The organism is Streptomyces sp. NRRL F-5630, assembly GCF_000719475.1.
Taxonomy (GTDB): Bacteria; Actinomycetota; Actinomycetes; order Streptomycetales; family Streptomycetaceae; genus Streptomyces.
In genome coordinates this window covers 1-20,060 of sequence record NZ_JOGO01000052.1, presented here as the reverse complement: position 1 = coordinate 20,060, position 20,060 = coordinate 1, and the positions used below count along the sequence as shown (strand labels likewise).

Annotated in this window: 13 protein-coding genes and 1 pseudogene; 2 read left to right on the top strand and 12 right to left on the bottom strand. The window is 72.6% G+C overall.

Features of this window, described 5'->3' with window-relative positions; all coding sequences use genetic code 11:
• Positions 1 to 12: 12 nt before the first annotated feature.
• The 5 genes and pseudogenes from ilvC to IF99_RS0122045 form a co-directional block, all read right to left on the bottom strand.
• A complete protein-coding gene (ilvC, locus tag IF99_RS0122065; RefSeq protein WP_030998471.1) occupies positions 13 to 1,011 on the bottom strand; it encodes a ketol-acid reductoisomerase in 999 nt (332 codons plus the stop codon).
• 271 nt (positions 1,012 to 1,282) lie between these two features.
• Positions 1,283 to 1,807 carry an acetolactate synthase small subunit gene (ilvN, locus tag IF99_RS0122060; RefSeq protein WP_009068835.1) on the bottom strand — a complete coding sequence of 175 codons (525 nt, stop codon included), beginning with the start codon at positions 1,805 to 1,807 and terminating at the stop codon, positions 1,283 to 1,285.
• A gap of 27 nt (positions 1,808 to 1,834) precedes the next feature.
• Complete coding sequence (locus IF99_RS0122055; RefSeq protein ID WP_030998469.1) at positions 1,835 to 3,715, bottom strand: acetolactate synthase large subunit; 1,881 nt, start codon at positions 3,713 to 3,715, stop codon at positions 1,835 to 1,837.
• A gap of 1,647 nt (positions 3,716 to 5,362) precedes the next feature.
• Positions 5,363 to 8,164, bottom strand: a pseudogene (locus tag IF99_RS0122050) (putative bifunctional diguanylate cyclase/phosphodiesterase); the annotation flags it as partial.
• 518 nt (positions 8,165 to 8,682) lie between these two features.
• The gene (locus IF99_RS0122045) at positions 8,683 to 9,636 is read right to left on the bottom strand and encodes a 2-hydroxyacid dehydrogenase (RefSeq protein ID WP_420705696.1); all 954 of its coding nucleotides are present in this window, start codon (positions 9,634 to 9,636) and stop codon (positions 8,683 to 8,685) included.
• Between the two features lie 108 nt (positions 9,637 to 9,744).
• On the opposite strand from IF99_RS0122045, the gene IF99_RS0122040 reads away from it, so the two are divergent.
• Positions 9,745 to 10,851 carry an aldo/keto reductase gene (locus IF99_RS0122040; protein WP_030998463.1) on the top strand — a complete coding sequence of 369 codons (1,107 nt, stop codon included), beginning with the start codon at positions 9,745 to 9,747 and terminating at the stop codon, positions 10,849 to 10,851.
• Between the two features lie 397 nt (positions 10,852 to 11,248).
• Entirely contained in the window at positions 11,249 to 12,436 is a 1,188-nt protein-coding gene (locus tag IF99_RS0122035) for a PQQ-dependent sugar dehydrogenase (RefSeq protein WP_030998461.1), read from the top strand.
• A gap of 44 nt (positions 12,437 to 12,480) precedes the next feature.
• Here the strand turns inward: IF99_RS0122035 and IF99_RS0122030 are convergent, their stop codons facing one another.
• From IF99_RS0122030 to gatC, 7 genes are all read right to left on the bottom strand, one after another.
• On the bottom strand, positions 12,481 to 12,744 hold the full coding sequence (locus IF99_RS0122030; protein ID WP_030998459.1) for a DUF6191 domain-containing protein: 264 nt from the start codon (positions 12,742 to 12,744) through the stop codon (positions 12,481 to 12,483).
• Positions 12,745 to 13,032: 288 nt separating this feature from the next.
• The gene (locus tag IF99_RS0122025; RefSeq protein WP_030998457.1) at positions 13,033 to 13,620 is read right to left on the bottom strand and encodes a GNAT family N-acetyltransferase; all 588 of its coding nucleotides are present in this window, start codon (positions 13,618 to 13,620) and stop codon (positions 13,033 to 13,035) included.
• A 25-nt stretch (positions 13,621 to 13,645) separates the two neighbouring features.
• On the bottom strand, positions 13,646 to 15,916 hold the full coding sequence (locus tag IF99_RS0122020; RefSeq protein ID WP_030998455.1) for an MMPL family transporter: 2,271 nt from the start codon (positions 15,914 to 15,916) through the stop codon (positions 13,646 to 13,648).
• 512 nt (positions 15,917 to 16,428) lie between these two features.
• Positions 16,429 to 17,940, bottom strand: coding sequence for an Asp-tRNA(Asn)/Glu-tRNA(Gln) amidotransferase subunit GatB (gene gatB / locus IF99_RS0122015; RefSeq protein ID WP_030998453.1), 1,512 nt, complete (start codon positions 17,938 to 17,940; stop codon positions 16,429 to 16,431).
• A 16-nt stretch (positions 17,941 to 17,956) separates the two neighbouring features.
• The gene (locus tag IF99_RS0122010) at positions 17,957 to 18,199 is read right to left on the bottom strand and encodes a hypothetical protein (protein ID WP_030998451.1); all 243 of its coding nucleotides are present in this window, start codon (positions 18,197 to 18,199) and stop codon (positions 17,957 to 17,959) included.
• Entirely contained in the window at positions 18,196 to 19,689 is a 1,494-nt protein-coding gene (gene gatA, locus IF99_RS0122005) for an Asp-tRNA(Asn)/Glu-tRNA(Gln) amidotransferase subunit GatA (RefSeq protein WP_030998449.1), read from the bottom strand. The genes IF99_RS0122010 and gatA overlap by 4 nt, the downstream gene beginning before the upstream one ends.
• A 4-nt stretch (positions 19,690 to 19,693) precedes the next feature.
• Positions 19,694 to 19,990, bottom strand: a complete 297-nt coding sequence (gene gatC, locus IF99_RS0122000; protein ID WP_007821802.1) for an Asp-tRNA(Asn)/Glu-tRNA(Gln) amidotransferase subunit GatC — start codon at positions 19,988 to 19,990, stop codon at positions 19,694 to 19,696.
• Positions 19,991 to 20,060: the final 70 nt, after the last annotated feature.

Sequence of the window (20,060 nt, the reverse complement as noted above, 5' to 3'; positions counted from 1 at the left end):
GGGGCAGGGGGCTCAGACCTCTTCGTCGACCCAGCTCATGAGCTTGCGCAGCTCCTTGCCGGTGGTCTCCAGGAGGTGCGACTCGTCGGCCTTCTTGTACTCGTTGTACTTCGGCAGGCCCGCCTCGTACTCCTTCATCCAGGTGTTGGCGAAGCTGCCGTCCTGGATCTCGCCGAGGATCTTCTTCATCTCGGCCTTGGTCTGGTCCGTGATGATGCGCGGGCCGGAGACGTAGTCGCCCCACTCGGCGGTCTCGGAGATGGACCAGCGCATCTTCTCCAGGCCGCCCTCGTACATGAGGTCGACGATGAGCTTCAGCTCGTGCATGCACTCGAAGTAGGCGATCTCCGGCTGGTAGCCCGCCTCGACGAGGGTCTCGAAGCCCGCCTTGACGAGCGCCGCGGTGCCACCGCACAGCACGGCCTGCTCGCCGAAGAGGTCGGTCTCGGTCTCCTCGGTGAAGGTCGTCTTGATGACGCCGGCGCGGGTGCCGCCGATCGCCTTCGCGTACGAGAGCGCGAGGTCGAAGGCCTTGCCGGACGCGTCCTGCTCGACGGCCGCGATACACGGGACGCCGCGACCCTCCTCGTACTGGCGGCGCACGAGGTGCCCGGGGCCCTTGGGGGCGACCATGCAGACGTCCACTCCGGCCGGCGGCTTGACGAAGCCGAAGCGGATGTTGAAGCCGTGGCCGAAGAAGAGGGCGTCGCCGTCGCTCAGGTTGTCCTTGACGGACTCCTCGTAGATCTTGCCCTGGATCGGGTCCGGCACGAGGATCATGATCACGTCGGCCCAGGCGCTCGCCTCGGCGGGGGTCAGGACGGTGAGGCCCTGCTCCTCGGCCTTGGCACGGGACTTGGAGCCCTCGTGCAGACCGACCCGCACGTCGACGCCCGAGTCGCGCAGCGAGAGCGCGTGCGCGTGCCCCTGGCTGCCGTATCCGAGGACCGCGACCTTGCGGCCCTGGATGATGGACAGGTCTGCGTCGTCGTCGTAGAACAGCTCGGCCACTGGTTTATCTCCTTGTATGCGGATGGTGCGTCCCACCGTACGGCGGGGTCCGTCTGGTGTGTGCTCGGGTCTCGGAATACGAACGCCGGCGGGGACCGGCGCGCGGGGCGAGACGGGGTGGTGCGAAGGAGACCTGTGCGCGGGTCACGCGCGGGGTGCGTCCTGGGCGGGCCGCCCGCGCGGGTCGCGCGCGAGGGGGCGGTACGTCCGAGGGGCGGGGTGCGGCGGCGGGGGCTGCGGGGTGGGGCCGGCCGTCGCGCGCTCCGCCGTCTCAGGCGCTGCGGTCCAGGGCGCGCAGCGAGCGGTCGGTGATGGACCGTCCGCCGCGCCCGACGGCGATGGTGCCGGACTGGACGAGTTCCTTGATGCCGAAGTGTTCGAGCATCTTGAGCATGGCCTCCAGCTTGTCGCTGGAGCCGGTCGCCTCGATGGTGACGGCGTCCGGCGAGACGTCCACGGTCTTCGCGCGGAAGAGCTGGACGATCTCGACGATCTGCGAACGGGTCTCGTTGTCGGCCCTGACCTTCACCAGGACCAGCTCCCGGTGGATCGCGGAACCGGGTTCCAGCTCCACGATCTTGAGGACGTTGACCAGCTTGTTGAGCTGCTTGGTGACCTGTTCCAGGGGGAGTTCCTCGACGTTGACCACGATGGTGATGCGGGAGATGTCGGGGTGCTCGGTGGTGCCCACCGCGAGCGAGTCGATGTTGAACCCGCGGCGGGAGAAGAGGGAGGTGATGCGGGCGAGGACGCCCGGCTTGTTCTCCACCAGGACGGAGAGCGTGTGCTTGGACATGTTCATGTGCGTTTCTGCTCTTCCGTCTCAGTCGTCGGCGGCGTCGCCGAAGTCGGGGCGGACCCCGAGGGCGGCCATGATGTCGTCGTTGGACGTTCCGGCGGCGACCATCGGCCACACCATCGCGTCCTGGTGGACGATGAAGTCGACGACGACGGGGCGGTCGTTGATCGCGTTCGCCTTCGCGATCACCGCGTCCAGCTCGCTCGGGTCCTCGCAGCGCAGGGCGACGCAGCCCATGGCCTCGGCGAGCTTGACGAAGTCGGGGACGCGCGTGCCCGCGGGCCGGGGCGCGGCGTCGCGCTGGCCGGGCACGGCGGCGTCGGTGCCGGTCGGGTCGCCGGACAGGACCGTGTTCGAGTAGCGCTGGTTGTAGAAGAGGGTCTGCCACTGCCGCACCATGCCGAGGGCGCCGTTGTTGATGACGGCGACCTTGATCGGGATGTTGTTGAGGGCGCAGGTGGTCAGTTCCTGATTGGTCATCTGGAAGCAGCCGTCGCCGTCGATCGCCCACACGGTGCGACCGGGCTGACCGGCCTTCGCGCCCATCGCGGCGGGGACCGCGTAACCCATCGTCCCGGCGCCGCCGGAGTTGAGCCAGGTCGCGGGCTTCTCGTGCTCGATGAAGTGCGCGGCCCACATCTGGTGCTGGCCGACGCCCGCCGTGAAGATCGTGTCGTCGGGGGCGAGGCTGCCGATGCGCTCGATGACCTGCTGGGGCGACAGGGTGCCGTCGGTGGGCTGCTCGTAACCGAGCGGGTACGTCGCGCGCCAGCGGTCCAGGTCGGCCCACCACATGCTCAGGTCGCCCTTGTTGCCCGCGGTGTGCTCGCTCTGGACGGCCTGCACGAGGTCGGCGATGACCTCTCGCGCGTCGCCGACGATCGGGACGTCGGCGGTGCGGTTCTTGCCGATCTCGGCGGGGTCGATGTCGGCGTGGACGATCTTCGCGAGCGGGGCGAAGCTGTCGAGCTTGCCGGTGACGCGGTCGTCGAAGCGGGCGCCGAGCGCGACGATGAGGTCGGCCTTCTGGAGCGCGGTGACAGCGGTGACGCTGCCGTGCATCCCGGGCATGCCGACGTGCTGCGGGTGGCTGTCGGGGAAGGCGCCGAGGGCCATCAGGGTCGTCGTGACGGGGGCTCCGGTCAGCTCGGCGAGGACCTTCAGCTCGGCGGTCGCGCCCGCCTTCAGGACCCCGCCGCCGACGTAGAGCACGGGGCGCTTGGCGGCGCTGATGAGCCGGGCGGCCTCGCGGATCTGCTTGGCGTGCGGCTTCGTCACGGGGCGGTAGCCGGGCAGGTCCTGGGTGGGCGGCCAGCTGAACGTGGTGTCGGCCTGGAGCGCGTCCTTGGCGATGTCGACGAGGACGGGGCCCGGGCGGCCGGTCGAGGCGATGTGGAACGCCTCGGCGATGGCGTGCGGGATGTCCTCGGCCTTGGTGATGAGGAAGCTGTGCTTCGTGACCGGCATCGTGATGCCGACGATGTCCGCCTCCTGGAAGGCGTCCGTACCGATGGCCGCCGAGGCGACCTGCCCGGTGATGGCGACGAGCGGCACCGAGTCCATGTTGGCGTCCGCGATCGGCGTGACGAGGTTGGTCGCGCCGGGCCCCGAGGTCGCCATGCACACGCCGACCTTGCCGGTGGCCTGCGCGTAACCGGTCGCCGCGTGGCCCGCGCCCTGCTCGTGGCGCACCAGGATGTGCCGCACACGGGTCGAGTCCATCATCGGGTCGTAGGCGGGGAGGATCGTGCCGCCCGGGATGCCGAAGACCGTGTCGGCCCCGACCTCTTCGAGGGAGCGGATGAGGGACTGCGCACCCGTCACGCGCTCGACGTGTCCGGACTGCTGTCCGCCGGAACGGGGCCGCGGTTGCGGATGCGGGGCCCCGGTGGCCTGCTCGGTCATCGGCATTCTCTTCTCAGGCTTGCGTTCTCGGTACGGGTGGGCGGGTGTGCTTCGTGGTGGTTCGCGCGGCGGTGGGGGCCGGTCCGGCGGGCACCTGTGCAACAAAAAACCCCTCGTGCCGGGTGGCAAGCGAGGGGAGCGCGTCGGTGCGGGTGCCGGAGTTCGTTCTCCGGCTTCAGCCGACGCGCTGTCCAAGTACGAGAATTCGGGTGCGCATGGCAGTGACCCTCCTCCCAGCGGCTGTCAACTGTCAAGCCGATGGGATGTGGATCTCACGATGTGGTCATCAGAGGGGGTGTGGCACGCACCCGGCGAGCCCGCCCGGAAGGGCCCCCGACCGGGGCCGGGAGGGGTTCGGCGGGGCGAGGAGACCGGAGTGGTGAAGGCCACGTACCAGGATGCGGACGGTGGGGCGAGGGAGCGGGCGACGGGTTGACGACGGGGGCGCGAGTGACGGGTCGCTGACGCGGGGGGCCGGGCGGGGTGGGTGACGGGTCGCTGACCGCGGGGGGACCGGGCGGGCGACGGGTTGACGACGGAGCCCCCGGTTGGCGACGGGGGGCGGGGCCGGTTGGCGACGGGGGACGGGCCCCGGGTTGACGACGGGAGGCGGAGCCCGGGGTGCCACCGCGCGGGCGGTCGCGGCCCCGTGGCCGGTTACTGCGGGGGCGCGGCGGCGTCCGGCTGTCCGGCGCCCGCTCCCTCGGCGGCGGTACGGGGCCCGCCGGGCCGCTCTCCGGGCCGCTTGCCCAGGAACGCGGCGAGCCCGCTCCCGAGCGCCGCCACGGCCTCCGGGAGGCCGGGGGGCAGCACGCCCGGTACGAGGACAACCGGTGCCACGGGCGGCCGGGCGCCGACGGCGGGCCACGTGCGTACGGGCTGCACGACGCCGAGCCCCGAGGCCGTGAGCGCGCACGCGGGAGGGGACGGCGCGGCCTCGCCCTCTCCGGGACCGGACGGCTGGAGGGGGACGGTCCCGGCGGCCGGGGAGGCGCCCGGGGACAGGGAGACCGTGGGCGCGGAAGCCACGGGGGCGGCGGCTGGGGACAAGGAAGCGGGAGGCGCCAAGGAAAGGGTGGCCGGGGACGAGGAGGTGTCCGCGCCCACCCCGGGCGGCGCCGTGGACAGCTCCGGGGCCGTTACCGGGAGAATCTGGCCCGGAGAGCCGCTTCTCTGCCCGCCGGGTGTCCCCCACGGCTCCCCCGGCGCCAGCGCCGCGGCCCCGGCGTAGACCCCGCCGGAGTCCTGGGGCCCCCGTCCCGCCACGACCTCCGCCACGGCCGCCTCGGCCGCCGTGGCTCCGCCGTCGGCCACGAGCAGGCCCGGCGCCTCGTCGCTCGCGGTAGCCGTGCCCGTCGCCCCCGCCAAGGGGTCCCGCACCCCCGCGTCCGGCAGGGGCGCGCGTCCCGTGGGGTCGCTCCAGGGCATGCCGGTGAGCCGCGGTGCCGCCTCGGTGACGCGTACGGGCAGCGGGGGCGCGGAGTGCTGAGCGCCCGGGCGAACGGTCACGGGGGTGCCGGCGGGCGGTGTCCGGGTCGTGTGCCCCGGGCGGACCTGGACGGGGACGGCGGTGGGGACGAGGGGCAGGGTGGCCGTGTGGTGGGCGGAGCTCGTGTGCCGCGCGGAACGCGCGAGGACATTGAGCGAGGGGCGGCCGGCAGCGGCGGCCCGTACCGGCTCGGGACGCCGGCCCGGGACGGGGTAGGTGCCGTGCGCGAGCGCTCGCCGCAGACGGTGCTCGTCGAGCGGCCCGGAGAAGGCGAGTCCCTGCGCGTGGGTACAGCCGAGGGCCTGGAGGACGGTGACCTGTTCGGCGCGGTCGACGCCCTCGGCGACGGTGTAGAGGCCGAGGTCGGTGGCGATCCGCAGCACCCCGGCGGTGATCTTGTAGTGCCGCGCCGAGTCGACGACGCCGCCGACGAGACCGCGGTCGAGGGTGAGCGCGTCGACGGGGAGGCGGCGCAGCGCCTCGATCGTGGCGTGCCCCGCGCCGAAGCCGTCGAGCCCGACCCGTACGCCGAGCCTGCGCAGCACGTTGAGACGCCGTTCGAGGGCTTCGAGCGGGACGCGCGGGTCGTCGAGGCGCAGGGCGATCTGAAGGGCGCCGGAGGGCAGCGCGTACCGCGTGAGCAGCGCTTCGACGGAGCTGAGCGGGGTGGCCCGGTCGAGCAGGGCCCGGGCGCCGAGCCGTACCGAGACGGGCGTCGTGTGGCCCTCGTCGCGACGCTCGGCGGCCTGCGCGACGGCCTCGCCGAGCAGCCAGCGGCCGAGTGCTCCGCCGCGTTCGCCGTCGCCGGGACCGCGCAGGAACTCCTCCGGCGTGAAGAGGATGCCCTGCGCGGAGCGCCAGCGGGCCTCGGCGGTGACGACATCGACGGCGCCGGTGTGGAGGCATACGACGGGCTGGTGCAGGAGCGCGAACTCGCCCTCTTCGAGGGCGGTGCGCAGCCGCCCGGCGAGGACGGTGCGCCGCGCGGCCTCGGTCTGGAGCTGGGGGGCGTACAACTCGACGCGGTCCTTGCCGAGCCCCTTCGCGCGGTACATCGCGAGGTCGGCGTTGCGCAGCAACTCGCCCGCGCCGAGGCCGTTCTCGGCGAAGGCGACGCCGATCGACGCGGCGATGCGCACTTCCTGGCCCTCGATGGTGTACGGGAGCGAGAGGGCGACGCGGAGCCGTTCGGCGAGCTCCTTGATCTGCCGCTCGCGGGCCGCGACGTCGCGGCTGCCGTCGCCGACGATGAGGGCGGCGAACTCGTCGCCGCCGAGCCGGGCGGCGGTGTCCCCCGAGCGCACCGACTCGTGGAGCCTGCGGGCGGCCTGGACGAGGAGTTCGTCGCCCGCCTGGTGGCCGATGGAGTCGTTGACGCCCTTGAAGCCGTCGAGGTCGATGAAGAGCACGGCGACCCCGGTGTCGCCGGTGCGGCGGCCCTTGAGCGCGCGGCGCACGCGGCGCGTGAAGAGGGCACGGTTGGGCAGGTCGGTGAGCGGGTCGTGCTCGGCGTTGTGCTGGAGCTGGGCCTGGAGGCGGACGCGTTCGGTGACGTCGCGGCTGTTGAGGATGAGGCCGCCGTGCAGCCGGTTGACGGTGGACTCGACGTTGAGCCAGTCGCCGCAGCCGGACTTGAAGCGGCACTCGATGCGTGTCGCGGGCTCCGAGCCCGGGTCGGAGGCGAGGAACCGGCGGATCTCGTGGACGACCTGGCCGAGGTCCTGAGGGTGGATGAACGAGGCGAGTTCGCAGCCGAGCATGGACTCCGCCTCGCGCCCGTAGACGCCGCTCGCCGCCGGGCTCACGTACCGCAGCACGCCGCTGGGCGCGACGATCATGATGACGTCGCTGGAGCCCTGGACGAGCGACCTGAAGTGCTCTTCCTTGTGGGCCAGTTCCTGCGTGAGGGCGATGTTGTCGACGAGCATGATGCCCTGGCGCAGGACGAGGGCGAGCACGACGGTGCAGGCGGTGATGAGCACGACGCGGTCGACGCTCGGCGCGTTGACGGCGCTGTAGAGGAGGCCGAGGGTGCAGACGGCGGCGGCGAGGTAGGGGGTGAGCGCGGCGAAGGTGGTGGTGCGCGCACGCGTCGCGGGCGGGGTCCTGACGGGTTCCTCGGCGGCCGGGGCGCGCCGCGTGGAGCGGACCCAGGGCGCGTACGCCAGGAGCAGCGAGCCGGCGAACCAGCCGGCGTCGAGAAGCTGGCCCGAGCGGTACGTGTCCCGCAGCAGCGGCGAGGTGAAGAGCGCGTCGCACAGCACGGTGAGGGCGAAGGCCCCGACGGCCGTGTTGATCGCGAACCTGCCCGCGGCCGAGCGCTTGAAGTGCAGGGCGAGCACCATCGAGACGAGCGCGATGTCGAGGAGCGGGTAGGCGAGCGAGAGGGCCGCGCGGGGCACGCTCTCGCCGCGGAACTGCGTCGTGTGGGCGAGCGCGAGGCTCCAGGAGAGCGTGAGGAGCGAGCCGCCGATGAGCCAGGAGTCGAGCGCGAGGCAGGCCCAGCCCGCGCGGGTGACGGGTCGTTTGGCGAGCACGAGGAGGCCGACGATGGCGGGTGGGGCGAAGAGCAGGAAGAAGAGGTCGGCGAGCCCCGGGACCGGGACGCTCTGCTGGAGGACGACCTCGTACCAGCCCCAGACCGCGTTGCCCCCCGCGGCCATGACCGAGGAGAAGGCGAAGAGGAGCCAGGCGGGCCGGAAGCGGGTGCGGCCACGCAGCGCGTAGAGCACGCAGGAGGCACAGGCGACGAGCCCGGCGAGGCTGAGCCCGAAGTCGCCCATGAAGGCGGCGATCCGGGGCGAGCCCCAGCCGAGGACCGCGCCGACCGCGTAGCCGGCGCTGAGGAGGACGAGCAGGATCTGGCCGACGAGGCCGGGGGCGGGACGGCGGGTCCCGCGCTTCCCGGGGCTCGCGCCTTCTTCGGGGCTCGCGTCGCGCACGGCCTGGGGCGCGTTCACCGGACCTCTCCCGTGGGCGGGATGAGCACCCGTCCGGTGGGGCGGCAGGAAGTGGTGCGTCCGGGCAGCGGTTCGCGTCCGCCGCGCTGTATGGGCCGTGCCCCGTACGTGCTCGGCTGCCGTGTCTCAAGGCCCCGCATGCCCCGTCGCCCCCTCGGTGTCCCTGTCTCCGGCGTCCTCGGCCCGGCCGCCCGGCGGCTCGTGCCTGGCACCGTCACCGTCCGCGACGGCACCCCTGCGGCGACGATACACCAGAACAGTCACAGAGCGACATAGTCTCTCTACTCTCCGTGACTGCCCCGACGTATTGCCTACGGTGCGGGGCGAGCCGTGCGCGGTACGTGCCGGTAGCCGGTCCGCTGGTTCCGTTCCCGGCCCGGGGTGGGGCGAAAACCATCCACGGGGGTCCGGAACGGAACAAGCACGCCCGCACGGGGACGACGCGGGCGGGAGAGGCGGCAGGGGCGCGGGGGGTCGCCGCGCCGCTTCCTCGCGGCGGGCCGAGGCGCGGCCGGACCCTAGCCGCGCGCCGTCAGGACGATGTTGTCCGGCTGTCCGCCCGCGGCGAAACGGGTGAGCTGACGGGCCAGGAGCCGCTTCGCGCGGGGCTCGAAGGCGGACGTGGAGCCGCCCACGTGGGGGCTGACGAGGACGCCGGGCGCGTGCCACAAGGGGTGTCCGGCCGGGAGCGGTTCGGGGTCCGTGACGTCGAGCGCCGCGCTCACGCGCCCCGTACCGGCCTCGGCGAGGAGCGCCTCGGTATCGACGACGGGGCCGCGCGCCACGTTGACGAGCAGCGCCCCGTCCTTGAGCCGGGCGAGGAACTCCGCGTCGACGAGACCGCGGGTCTGCTCGGTCAGCGGCGTGGAGAGGATCACGACGTCGGCCTCGGGCAACAGCGTGGGCAGCGCGGTGAACGGATGCACCTCACCGCGCTCCGTGGCACGCGCGGAGCGCGCGACGCGCAGGACCCGCGCGCACTCGAAGGGTGTGAGCCGGTCCTCGATCGCGGCGCCGATCGACCCGTACCCGACGATGAGCACCGTCCGGTCGGCGAGCGCCGGGTAGAAGCCGGACCGCCACTCCTCCGCGCGCTGTCCCGCGACGAAGCGCGGGATGCCGCGCAGCGAGGCGAGGGTGAGCGTGAGGGCGAGTTCGGCCGTGCTCGCCTCGTGGACACCGCGCGCGTTGCACAGCATGACGCCCTCGGGCAGCGCGGCGACGGTCGGCGCGACGTTGTCGGTGCCCGCCGAGAGCGTCTGCACGACGCGGAGGTTCTCCATGGCGGGGAGCGGGCGCAACGCGACGTCGGTGGCGCTCAGGTAGGGCACGACGTAGAACACGCAGTCGGCGGGGTCGGCCGGGAACGTCTCCTCACCGTCCCAGCGGCGGTACGTCAGTCCTGATTCCTTCTCGCCGGGCAGGCCCGGGATCTGGTCGGCCGGATAGGGAAGCCACACATCGCCTGTCATGGTCAGGAGGCTAACGACCGCGGGGGAGCCCCGGGGAGGCCGGGGCGGGGCGCGCGGGGCACTGCGGATAATTTGGTGCGCGTACGTGCGGCGGGGAGGAAAGACCAGGTGGAGCGCAGGGCGGTGGGCTCCGGGGCGCTGCGCGCGGGGGCTGTGGGTCTCGGCTGCATGCCGATGAGCTGGGCCTACACGCGTACGCAGCGCTCGGGCACCGAGTCGGAGCGGACGGTGCGGACCGCTCTCGACCACGGCGTGACGCTCTTCGACACGGCCGATATGTACGGACCCTTCACCAATGAACTGCTGCTGGCGCGGGCGCTCGGCGCGCGGCGCGAGGAGGCGCTGCTCGCGACGAAGTGCGGGCTGCTCGTGGGCGACGGGCACCTCGTCGCCAACGGCCGTCCCGAGTACGTACGACGCGCCTGCGACGCCTCGCTGCGCCGTCTGCACACCGACGTCATCGACCTCTACCAGCTGCACCGGGCCGATCCCGAGGTGCCGGTCGAGGAGACGTGGGGCGCGATGGCCGAACTCGTCGCGGCGGGAAAGGTCCGCGCGCTCGGGCTGTGCGCGCACGACGCGCGGGCGGTGCGCGACGCGACGGTAAGGGGCGACGCCGCGCGCGGGGGTGCCGCGCCGCGCGGGGGTACGTCGCGCGAGGGCGGCGTGACGGTGCGGACGGCGCGCGGCGTGCTCGCGGCGCCCCGCGAGGCCCCGTACGCGCCGACGGTGAGGGTCCTGGAGCGGATCCAGCAGGTCTTCCCCGTGAGCGCCGTCCAGGCGGAGCTGTCGGTGTGGTCGCCCGAGTCCCTGCGGGTGCTGCTGCCCTGGTGCGTGGCGCGCGGAGTCGGCTTCCTCGCGGCACGACCGCTGGGCAGCGGCTACCTCACCGGGACGCTCACGCCGGGCCAGGGCTTCGAGCCGGACGACGTACGGGCCAGGCACCCGCGCTTCACGGCGGAGATGATGGCCGCCAACCAGCCGGTCGTCGCGGGCCTGCGCCGCGTCGCCGCGCGCCACGGCGCGACGGTCGCCCAGATTGCCCTCGCGTGGGTCCTCGCGACCGACCCGCGCGTCGTCGCGCTCCCGGGCACGAAGCGCGCTTCCTTCGCCGCCGAGAACGCCGCGGCATCGGCGCTGCGCCTCGACGAGAACGACCTGTGCGAGATAGCGGCACTCCCACGGGCGCGGGAGAGCTGGGACGCGTGGGGGTGACGGGGCGGCGGGTGAGGGGGCGGCAGGGGGGTGCGGGTGCGCAGGGTGCGGGACGACGCGGGGCGGCGGCACGTCGCGGGGCGGCGGCACGTCGCGTACGGGTGTACGTCGCGCGGGGGCCATCCCGTCGCGTGCGGGAGACGTCGCGTACGCAGGCGCGTCGCGTGCCCAAGCACGTCGCGTACGCGGACGCGCCGCGTACCGCGCGACATCACGTACCCGGGGCCGCCCCACGCCGCGTTAGCCCCACGCCACGTCCCGCCCCACGTCGCGTGCGACGCGCGACGTGAGTGCCGCGCGAGGCCCCGTAAGCCGCTCCGCGCCGTCATGCTGGGAGCCGACGCGGGAACGCGTCGTGTGGACGTGACCGGGCGAGCCCGACCGAGAGGACCGTTTCGTGCGAGGCATTCCGTTTACCTGCGCCGCGCTGGCCACCGCCGGGGCCCTGTTGCTCGGGGGCTGCTCCTCGGGCTCCGACGGCTCGTGGGACCCGATCCGTAGCGCGTCCCCTTCCGGGGCGGAGAGCAGCGGGTCCGGGGCGAGCGGCGCGCCCCGGGGCACGGCATCGGCGAGCGCGTCGGCGGCGCCCGCGAAGGGCTCGGTGAAGGTGGTCCGTACCGTCGCCGAGGGGCTCAAGGCGCCGTGGGCGCTCGCGCCGCTGCCCGAGGACGGCCTGCTCGTCTCCTCGCGCGACAACGGCCAGATCCTCGACGTCGACACCACGTCCGGCAAGAAGACCCTGGCGGGGACGGTGCCGGGCGTCGTCCACGAGGGCGAGGGCGGCCTGCTCGGCCTCGCGGTGTCGCCCGGCTTCGCGACGGACCACCTGGTCTACGCGTACTTCACGACCGCGTCGGACAACCGCGTCGCGCGGATGCTCTACGACGCGAAGAAGCCCGCCGGGCAGCGGCTCGGCGCGCCGAGCACGGTCCTGCGCGGCATCCCGAAGGGCGTGACGCACAACGGCGGCCGGATCGCCTTCGGCCCCGACGGGATGCTCTACATCGGCACGGGCGAGACCGGCGACAGGGGCCTCGCGCAGGACCGGAAGTCGCTCGCCGGCAAGATCCTGCGCGTCAACCCGGACGGCACCCCCGCGCGCGGCAACCCCGACCCCGACTCGCCCGTGTGGTCCTGGGGCCACCGCAACGTGCAGGGCTTCGCCTGGGACCCCGGCAAGCACATGTGGGCCTCGGAGTTCGGCCAGGACACGTGGGACGAGCTGAACCTCATCCGGCCGGGCCGGAACTACGGCTGGCCCGACGCGGAGGGCAAGGCGGCCAAGTCCGGGTTCACCGACCCGCTGGAGCAGTGGAAGACGGCCGACGCCTCGCCGAGCGGCGTCGCCTGGGCCGAGGGCTCGGTGTGGCTCGCCTCGCTCCGCGGCGAACGCCTGTGGCGCGTGCCGCTCAAGGGGACCGAGGCCGCCGCGAAGCCGCAGGCGTTCCTGAAGGGCGAGTACGGGCGGCTCCGCGCCGTCGTCGCGGCGGGCGGCGACAAGCTCTGGCTCCTCACCAACGAGACCGACTCGCGCGGCACCCCGTCCAAGGGGGACGACAAGATCCTCGAACTGCGCGTGACGTGACCCCGTCCGGTCGCCGCGCACCCGAGCGCGCCACGGTCCGGCCCTCAGATCCGCCAGGCACCCGGGTCCGTCACCGCGCGCGGCTCGGGGTCCGTGGGCTCGGGGGTCTCCTCGGGAGTGTTCTCCGTGGTGGGCGGGACGAGGCCGGTCGCCGTGACCCGGACGGTGACCTTGCCGGAGCGCAGGTCGATGGGACCGTGCCCGGGGTCGCCGTCGCCGACGTCCTCACGGGTGAGTTCCAGGCGGCTGTGTTCGTCCTCGGTGTGCTTGCGGCCGGGGTTGAAGAGCATGTCGAACGCGCTGAACACGGTGGGCCTCCCGCCCCGGGCAGGGTGCCCGTCCTGCCAGCGTAAGCCCGTTCGAGTGAAAGCGAGAGACCGCGAGAGGTGCGGTGCCCCCCACCTCCTCGCGGCCAGGGCGAGCAGCAGCCGGTGCGCCACGGACGCCGCCCGCCCGTCACGCCGAGCGTGGCGACGCCGCGCGGCACCGGCGCCTCCCGCGCGGCGAGGCCGGGTGTCCCGGCGGGTGCGGGAGCGGGGCGTGCGGAACCTCAGCACGATGCGGTTGTGCGGGGCCCTACGTCCGGCGCCGGGGGCTTACGCGCGTGGCTCGCCGTCCTTCTGCGCGTCCCACTCGTGGGCGAGCACGGCCCATCCCTCCATGTCGTGGCGCACCCCGCCCCTCGGATTGCTCTCCCTGAGGACCGCCTCGCGCGTCATCCCGAGGCGGCGGGCGACGGCGGTGCTCGCGGTGTTCGCGGCGGCGGCCCACCACTCGATGCGGTGCATGCCGCGCTCGTGGAAGGCCCAGTCGGCGAGGACCCGGCAGGCGCGCGTCACCAGACCGCGCCCCGTCCCGGCGGGTTCGAGCCAGCAGCCGATCTCGCAGACGCCGGTCTTGGCGTCGAAGACGCGGAAGAGGACGCCGCCGACGAGCGTGCCGCCTCCTGGTTGCCCGCAGCCGGTCCAGATCCCGTACAGGTAACCCTCGTCGGCGGCGCGCTTGATCGCGTACCTGTGCAGCAGGTCGCGCGCGGTGTCCTCCGAGACGACGGTGTCGACGAAACCTATGTACGTGCTGATGAGAGCGCGACCGCGCCCGACGTGGGCGAGGAACTCCGCGGCGTGCCAGGTCTCCAGGGGGCGCAGTTGGGCGTCGTCGTCTCCGAGCGGAATGGCGAACAAGGTGCCTCCAGGGTGGGGGGGCCGGTCAGCCGGTCCGTACCCGGTCGTCCTCGTGGACGGACGCGTCCTCGCGCCCGCTCCCGTCCGCAGGACACGGACGGGGGACGACTCTAGAGGCGGCGTCGTCGTCCGACACGGGCTTTTCGATCGTGAGCCGGGGCAGCCACCGGTCGAGCCACCTCGGCAGCCACCAGTTCGCGCCGCCGAGCATGTGCATGAGCGCGGGCACGAGCAGGGTGCGCAGGACGAAGGCGTCGAGGGCTACGGCGACGGCGAGCGCGATGCCGAACATCGAGATGACGCGGTCGCCCGAGAGCACGAAGGCGAGGAAGACCGAGATCATGATGACGGCCGCCGAGTTGATGACGCGGCTGGTCTCGGCGAGGCCGACGCGCACCGCGCGACGGTTGTCGCCGGTTTCGCGCCACTCCTCGTACATGCGGCTGACGAGGAAGACCTGGTAGTCCATCGAAAGCCCGAAGAGCACCGAGACCATGATCACCGGGAGGAAGGGCTCGATGGGCCCGGAGGCGCCGAGCCCGAGCAGTTCGCTGCCCCAGCCCCACTGGAACATCGCGACGACCACGCCGAAGGCCCCGCCGACGGCGGCGATGTTCATGACGGCGGCCTTGAGCGGGATCGCGAGCGAGCGGAAGGCGAGCAGCAGCAGGACCGAGCCGAGGGCGACGACGATGCCGATGAACAGGGGCATCTTCCCGACGATGAGCCGGGCGAAGTCGTCGTACCCGGCCGTGACACCGCCGACCGCGACGTCGAGCGAGGTGCCGCTCTCCGCGCGCGGCAGGACGTCGTCGCGCAGCCGCTCGACGAGCGCGCTGGTCTGCTTCGACTGCGGCGAGGACGCGGGCACGACGGTGAGGTACGCGGCGTCGCCGCGCTGGTCGTACGTGACGGGGCTGACGGAGGCGACCCCCCGCACGTCGGAGAGCTCGGCGTGGAGCCGGTCGAGCGCGAGCCGGTCCTGCGCGCCGTCGACGTGGGTGACGAGCGTGAGCGGCCCGTTGGCGCCGGGCCCGAAGCCGGAGCCCTCGCCGCCGTCGCCCGCGAGGAGGTCGTACGCCTTGCGCGTCGTGGACGTCGCGGGGTTGTTCCCCTGGTCGGAGGTGCCGAGGTGCAGCGAGAAGGTGGGCAGGGCGAGCAGTGCGACGACGGCGACGGCGCTCGCGCCGAGCAGCCGCGGATGCCGTTCGACGAACGCGGACCAGCGCGCCGCGAAGCCGCTCGGCGTCTCCGGCTCGGGCCCGCGCTCGGCGAGCCTGTGCCGTTCACGGCGGCTGAGGGCGCGGGGGCCGGTGTACGAGAGGAGCGCGGGCAGCAGCGTGACGGAGGCCGCGACGGTGAGCAGCACGGTGAGCGCGGCGGCGATGGCGACGCCGTTGAGGAAGGAGAGCCGCAGGACGAGCATGCCGAGCAGGGCGATGCACACGGTGGCCCCGGCGAAGACGACGGCGCGCCCGGTCGTCGCCGTCGCGTCGACGACGGCCTCGTCGGGGTCCGCGCCGCGCCGCAGGGCCCTGCGGTGGCGCGTGACGATGAAGAGCGCGTAGTCGATGCCGACACCGAGGCCGACGAGCATCCCCAGCATGGGCGCGAAGTCGGCGACGGTCATGGCGTGGCCGAGCAGCGTGATGGCGCTGTAGGCGGTGCCGACGGCGACGAGCGCGGTGGCGATCGGCAGGAGGCTCGCGAGGAGCGAGCCGAAGGCGAGGAAGAGGACGACGGCGGCGACGCCGACACCGATCGCCTCGCTCAGGTGCAGCCCGGAGGATTCGGTGCTGGCCACGGCGCTGCCGCCCAGTTCGACCTGGAGGTCGGGGCCCGCCGCGTCCCGCGCGGTGTCGACGACGGCTCGCGCCTGTCCGGCGGGGAGGTCGTCGGCGGACTTGTCGAAGGTGACGGTGGCGTACGCGGTGTGGCCGTCGGCGCTGATGCCGCCGCCCTCGCCGGCGCCTTGGTAGGGGCCCGCGACGGCGGCGACGCCGGGCAGGTCGGCGAGGTCGTCGAGGGTGCGGCCCATCGTCTGCTCGACGGCGGCGGCACGGACCGAGCCCTCGTCGGTGTGCCACACGACGGTGTCGCTGTCGCCCGCGAGCCCGGGGAAGTTTTGCTCCAGGAGCCGCGTCGCGCGACCGGACTCGGTGCCCGGGGCGTCGTAGTCGTTCGAGTACGCGGAACCGGCGAGCAGCCCGCCCATCGCGGTGCCCGCGAGGACCACGAGCCACAGGACGACGGTGAGAAGACGGTGCTTGACGCACCAGCGGGCGAGTGCTGCCACGGACGGCTCCCGGGGGCTTCGTGGACGTGCGGAGGGAGCCACATGGCGCGAACGCGACGGCGAACGCCCGAGGCGGCAGGCCCTGCAACCGGCCTGGAGCGGTCGGTTTCGGAAACTGTGGCAGCAAAACCTGATCGTTTGACCGTTTCGTGTGCGGCCTCACAGTGTCTTATTCCCGCCCTACGGGACTTTCTCAGGAGGGCGGCGCTCCACACCCGTCGGGCGCGCAGTCGCGCACCCGAACGCCGTTCGGTGTACGTCCGTACACCGAATGATCGGGGTGTACCACCTGTGCGCACAGTGCAGCTCAGTGCACATCCGTACGCCGAACCCGCCACAGTGAACACCCGCACACCGAACCCGCCGCAATCAGGGCGTACCCGTAGGCGAACCCGCCGAGCATTCCCGCTTACCGCTCACCACACCGAGAGCACACCTATACGCCAAAAGGGGCGGCTCCGCACCTCGCAGTGGGAAACCGCCCCTCGTCGGCCCTCGAAGAGGCCGAGTGGCTACTCGCTCACACCCAGCTTCTCCAGGATGAGCTGCTTGACCCGAGCCGCGTCGGCCTGGCCACGGGTCGCCTTCATGACGGCGCCGACGAGCGCCCCGGCGGCAGCGACCTTGCCGGCGCGGATCTTGTCGGCGATGGCCGCGTTGCCCGCGATGGCCTCGTCCACGGCGGTGCCGAGAGCGCCCTCGTCGGAGACGACCTTGAGACCGCGCTTCTCGACGACCGTGTCAGGATCGCCCTCTCCGGCCAGCACGCCGTCGATGACCTGACGGGCGAGCTTGTCGTTGAGATCGCCCGCGGCCACGAGCGCGGTGACGCGAGCGACCTGTGCGGGGGTGATGGGCAGCTCTTCGAGCGCACGGCCGGACTCGTTCGCGTGACGGGCCAGCTCACCCATCCACCACTTACGGGCCTGGTCAGCGGGGGCCCCGGCATCGATCGTCGCGACGATCGGGTCGAGGGCGCCGGCGTTGAGCATCGACTGCATCTCGTGCGCGCCGACACCCCACTCCTCGCGGAGCCGGTTGCGGCGGGCGAGCGGCAGCTCGGGCAGCTCACCGCGCAGTTGCTCGACCCACTCCTTCGGCGGGGCCACGGGCACGAGGTCGGGCTCCGGGAAGTACCGGTAGTCCTCCGCGTTGTCCTTGATCCGCCCGGAGGTCGTGGAGCCGTCCTCCTCATGGAAGTGGCGGGTCTCCTGCACGATCGCGCCCCCGGAGGAGAGCACGGCGGCGTGCCGCTGGATCTCGTAGCGAGCTGCGCGCTCGACGGAGCGCAGCGAGTTGACGTTCTTCGTCTCGCTGCGGGTGCCGAGCGGGGTGGTCCCGTTGGGGCGCAGCGACAGGTTCACGTCGCAGCGCATCTGCCCCTTGTCCATCCGGGCCTCGGAGACACCCAGGGAACGGATGACCTCGCGAAGCTCGGCGACGTAGGCACGGGCGACCTCGGGGGCGCGCTCCCCCGCTCCCTCGATCGGCTTGGTGACGATCTCGATGAGGGGGATGCCGGCGCGGTTGTAGTCGAGCAGCGAGTGCGAGGCGCCGTGGATGCGTCCGGTGGCCCCACCGATGTGGAGGGACTTGCCGGTGTCCTCCTCCATGTGGGCGCGCTCGATCTCCACGCGGAAGACGCTGCCGTCCTCCAGCTGTACGTCGAGGTAACCGTCGAAAGCGATGGGCTCGTCGTACTGGGAGGTCTGGAAGTTCTTCGGCATGTCCGGATAGAAGTAGTTCTTCCGGGCGAAGCGGCACCACTCGGCGATCGAGCAGTTGAGCGCGAGGCCGATACGGATCGCGGACTCGACGCCGACGGCGTTGACCACCGGGAGTGCGCCGGGCAGGCCGAGGCAGGTGGGGCAGGTCTGCGCGTTGGGCTCGGCGCCCTGAGCGGCGGAGCACCCGCAGAACATCTTGGTCCTGGTGCCGAGCTCGACATGGACCTCAAGGCCCATGACGGGGTCGTAGGACGCGAGGGCGTCCTCGTACGGCACCAGGTCAGCGGTGACGGTCACGGTGAAACTTTCCCTCTCAGCCCAGCAGGACGTCGTCGTCACCGAGGCGCTTCAGCTCCCGGTAGAGGATGGCGAGCCCGGTGATGATGCCGACGCCGGTCACGACCGCGTCGACCAGGCGCAGCTTGTCGCCCTCGCTACGGGCGCGCTTGACCTGCTTGACGACGTTGATCGCGCCGAAGGCGGTGGTGCCGATCGACACGTAGGTGCCGGTCTTCGACTTCTTGAAACCCTTGGCCTTGCTCAGTGCGTTGCTCACAGCGACGGTGCCTCCTCAAGCAGCGGGTGTCCCCAGCGTTCCATGAAAGCGGCCTCGACGGCGGCTCCGACCTTGTAGAGACGCTCGTCCTTCATCGCCGGGGCGACGATCTGGAGCCCGACCGGGAGCCCGTCCTCCGGCGCGAGACCGCAGGGCAGGGACATCGCGGCGTTGCCCGCGAGGTTCGCCGGAATGGTGCACAGGTCGGCGAGGTACATCGCCATCGGGTCGTCGCTGCGCTCACCGATCGGGAAGGCGGTGGTGGGCGTGGTGGGCGAGACGATGACGTCGACCTGCTCGAAGGCGCGCTCGAAGTCCTGGGTGATGAGCGTGCGGACCTTCTGCGCGGAGCCGTAGTACGCGTCGTAGTAGCCCGAGCTGAGCGCGTACGTACCGAGGATGACGCGGCGCTTGACCTCGGGCCCGAAGCCCTCACCCCGCGTGATCGCGGTGACGTCCTCGGCCGAACGGGTGCCGTCGTCGCCCACGCGCAGCCCGTACCGCATGGCGTCGAAGCGAGCGAGGTTCGAGGAGCACTCGGAGGGCGCGATGAGGTAGTAGGCGGAGAGCGCGAGGTCGAAGGACGGGCAGTCCAGCTCGACGATCTCGGCGCCCAGCTCCCTGAGCAGCTCGACGGACTCGTCGAAGCGCTGCACGACACCGGCCTGGTAGCCCTCGCCGCGGAACTGCTTGACGACGCCGACGCGCATGCCCGCGACGCTGCCGTTGCGCGCCGCCTCGACGACGGGCGGGACGGGGGCGTCGATGGACGTGGAATCGAGCGGGTCGTGGCCGGCGATCACCTCGTGGAGGAGCGCCGCGTCCAGGACCGTACGGGCACAGGGGCCGCCCTGGTCGAGGGAACTGGAGAACGCGACCATGCCGTAGCGGGAGACACCGCCGTAGGTCGGCTTGACGCCGACGGTGCCGGTGACGGCGGCCGGCTGGCGGATCGAGCCCCCGGTGTCGGTACCGATCGCGAGCGGCGCCTCGAAGGAGGCGAGCGCGGCGCTGGAGCCACCACCGGAGCCACCCGGGATGCGGGTGAGGTCCCAGGGATTGCCGGTGGGACCGTAGGCGCTGTTCTCGGTGGAGGAGCCCATCGCGAACTCGTCCATGTTGGTCTTGCCGAGGATGACGACGTCGGCGTCCTTGAGGCGCCGGGTGACGGTCGCGTCGTACGGCGGGATCCAGCCTTCGAGGATCTTCGAGCCGACCGTGGTGGGCACGCCCTCGGTCGTGAAGATGTCCTTGAGCGCGAGCGGGACGCCGGCGAGCGGACCGAGCTTCTCGCCGCGGGCCCGCTTCTCGTCGACGGCGCGGGCCTGCGCGAGCGCGCCTTCGCGGTCGACGTGGAGGAAGGCGTGGACCTTCTCGTCCACGGCCTCGATCCGGGCGAGGTGGGCCTCGGTGACCTCGACGGCGGTGAGTTCGCCGGAGGCGATCTTCTCGGCAGTCTCGGCGGCGGTGAGCCTGATGATGTCGGTCATCGCGTCAGTCCTCCCCGAGGATCTGGGGAACCTTGAATCGCTGCTGCTCCTGCGCGGGGGCCCCGGAGAGCGCCTGCTGGGGGGTGAGCGAGGGTCGGACCTCGTCCGCGCGCATGACGTTGGTCAGCGGCAACGGGTGAGAGGTCGGCGGTACGTCCTGGTCGGCGATCTCGGAGACGCGGGCCACCGCGCCGAGAATGTCGTCCAGCTGTCCTGCGAAGTGCTCCAGCTCCTCCGCGGACAGCTCCAGGCGCGCCAGCCGTGCGAGGTGAGCTACCTCCTCGCGCGTAATGCCAGGCATGCGGCGATCCTTCTGGGGTCTCGGTTCATGGACTACGGGGGCAATCCTATGGCCGAGCGGGAGGGCCGTG

Coding starts and splice junctions, on each gene's coding strand:
- ilvN (WP_009068835.1), bottom strand. CDS start 1,807: ATGTCCAAGCACACGCTCTCCGTCCTGGTGGAGAACAAGCCGGGCGTC.
- gatA (WP_030998449.1), bottom strand. CDS start 19,689: ATGACCGACATCATCAGGCTCACCGCCGCCGAGACTGCCGAGAAGATC.
- gatC (WP_007821802.1), bottom strand. CDS start 19,990: ATGCCTGGCATTACGCGCGAGGAGGTAGCTCACCTCGCACGGCTGGCG.
- IF99_RS0122045 (WP_420705696.1), bottom strand. CDS start 9,636: ATGACAGGCGATGTGTGGCTTCCCTATCCGGCCGACCAGATCCCGGGC.
- IF99_RS0122055 (WP_030998469.1), bottom strand. CDS start 3,715: ATGACCGAGCAGGCCACCGGGGCCCCGCATCCGCAACCGCGGCCCCGT.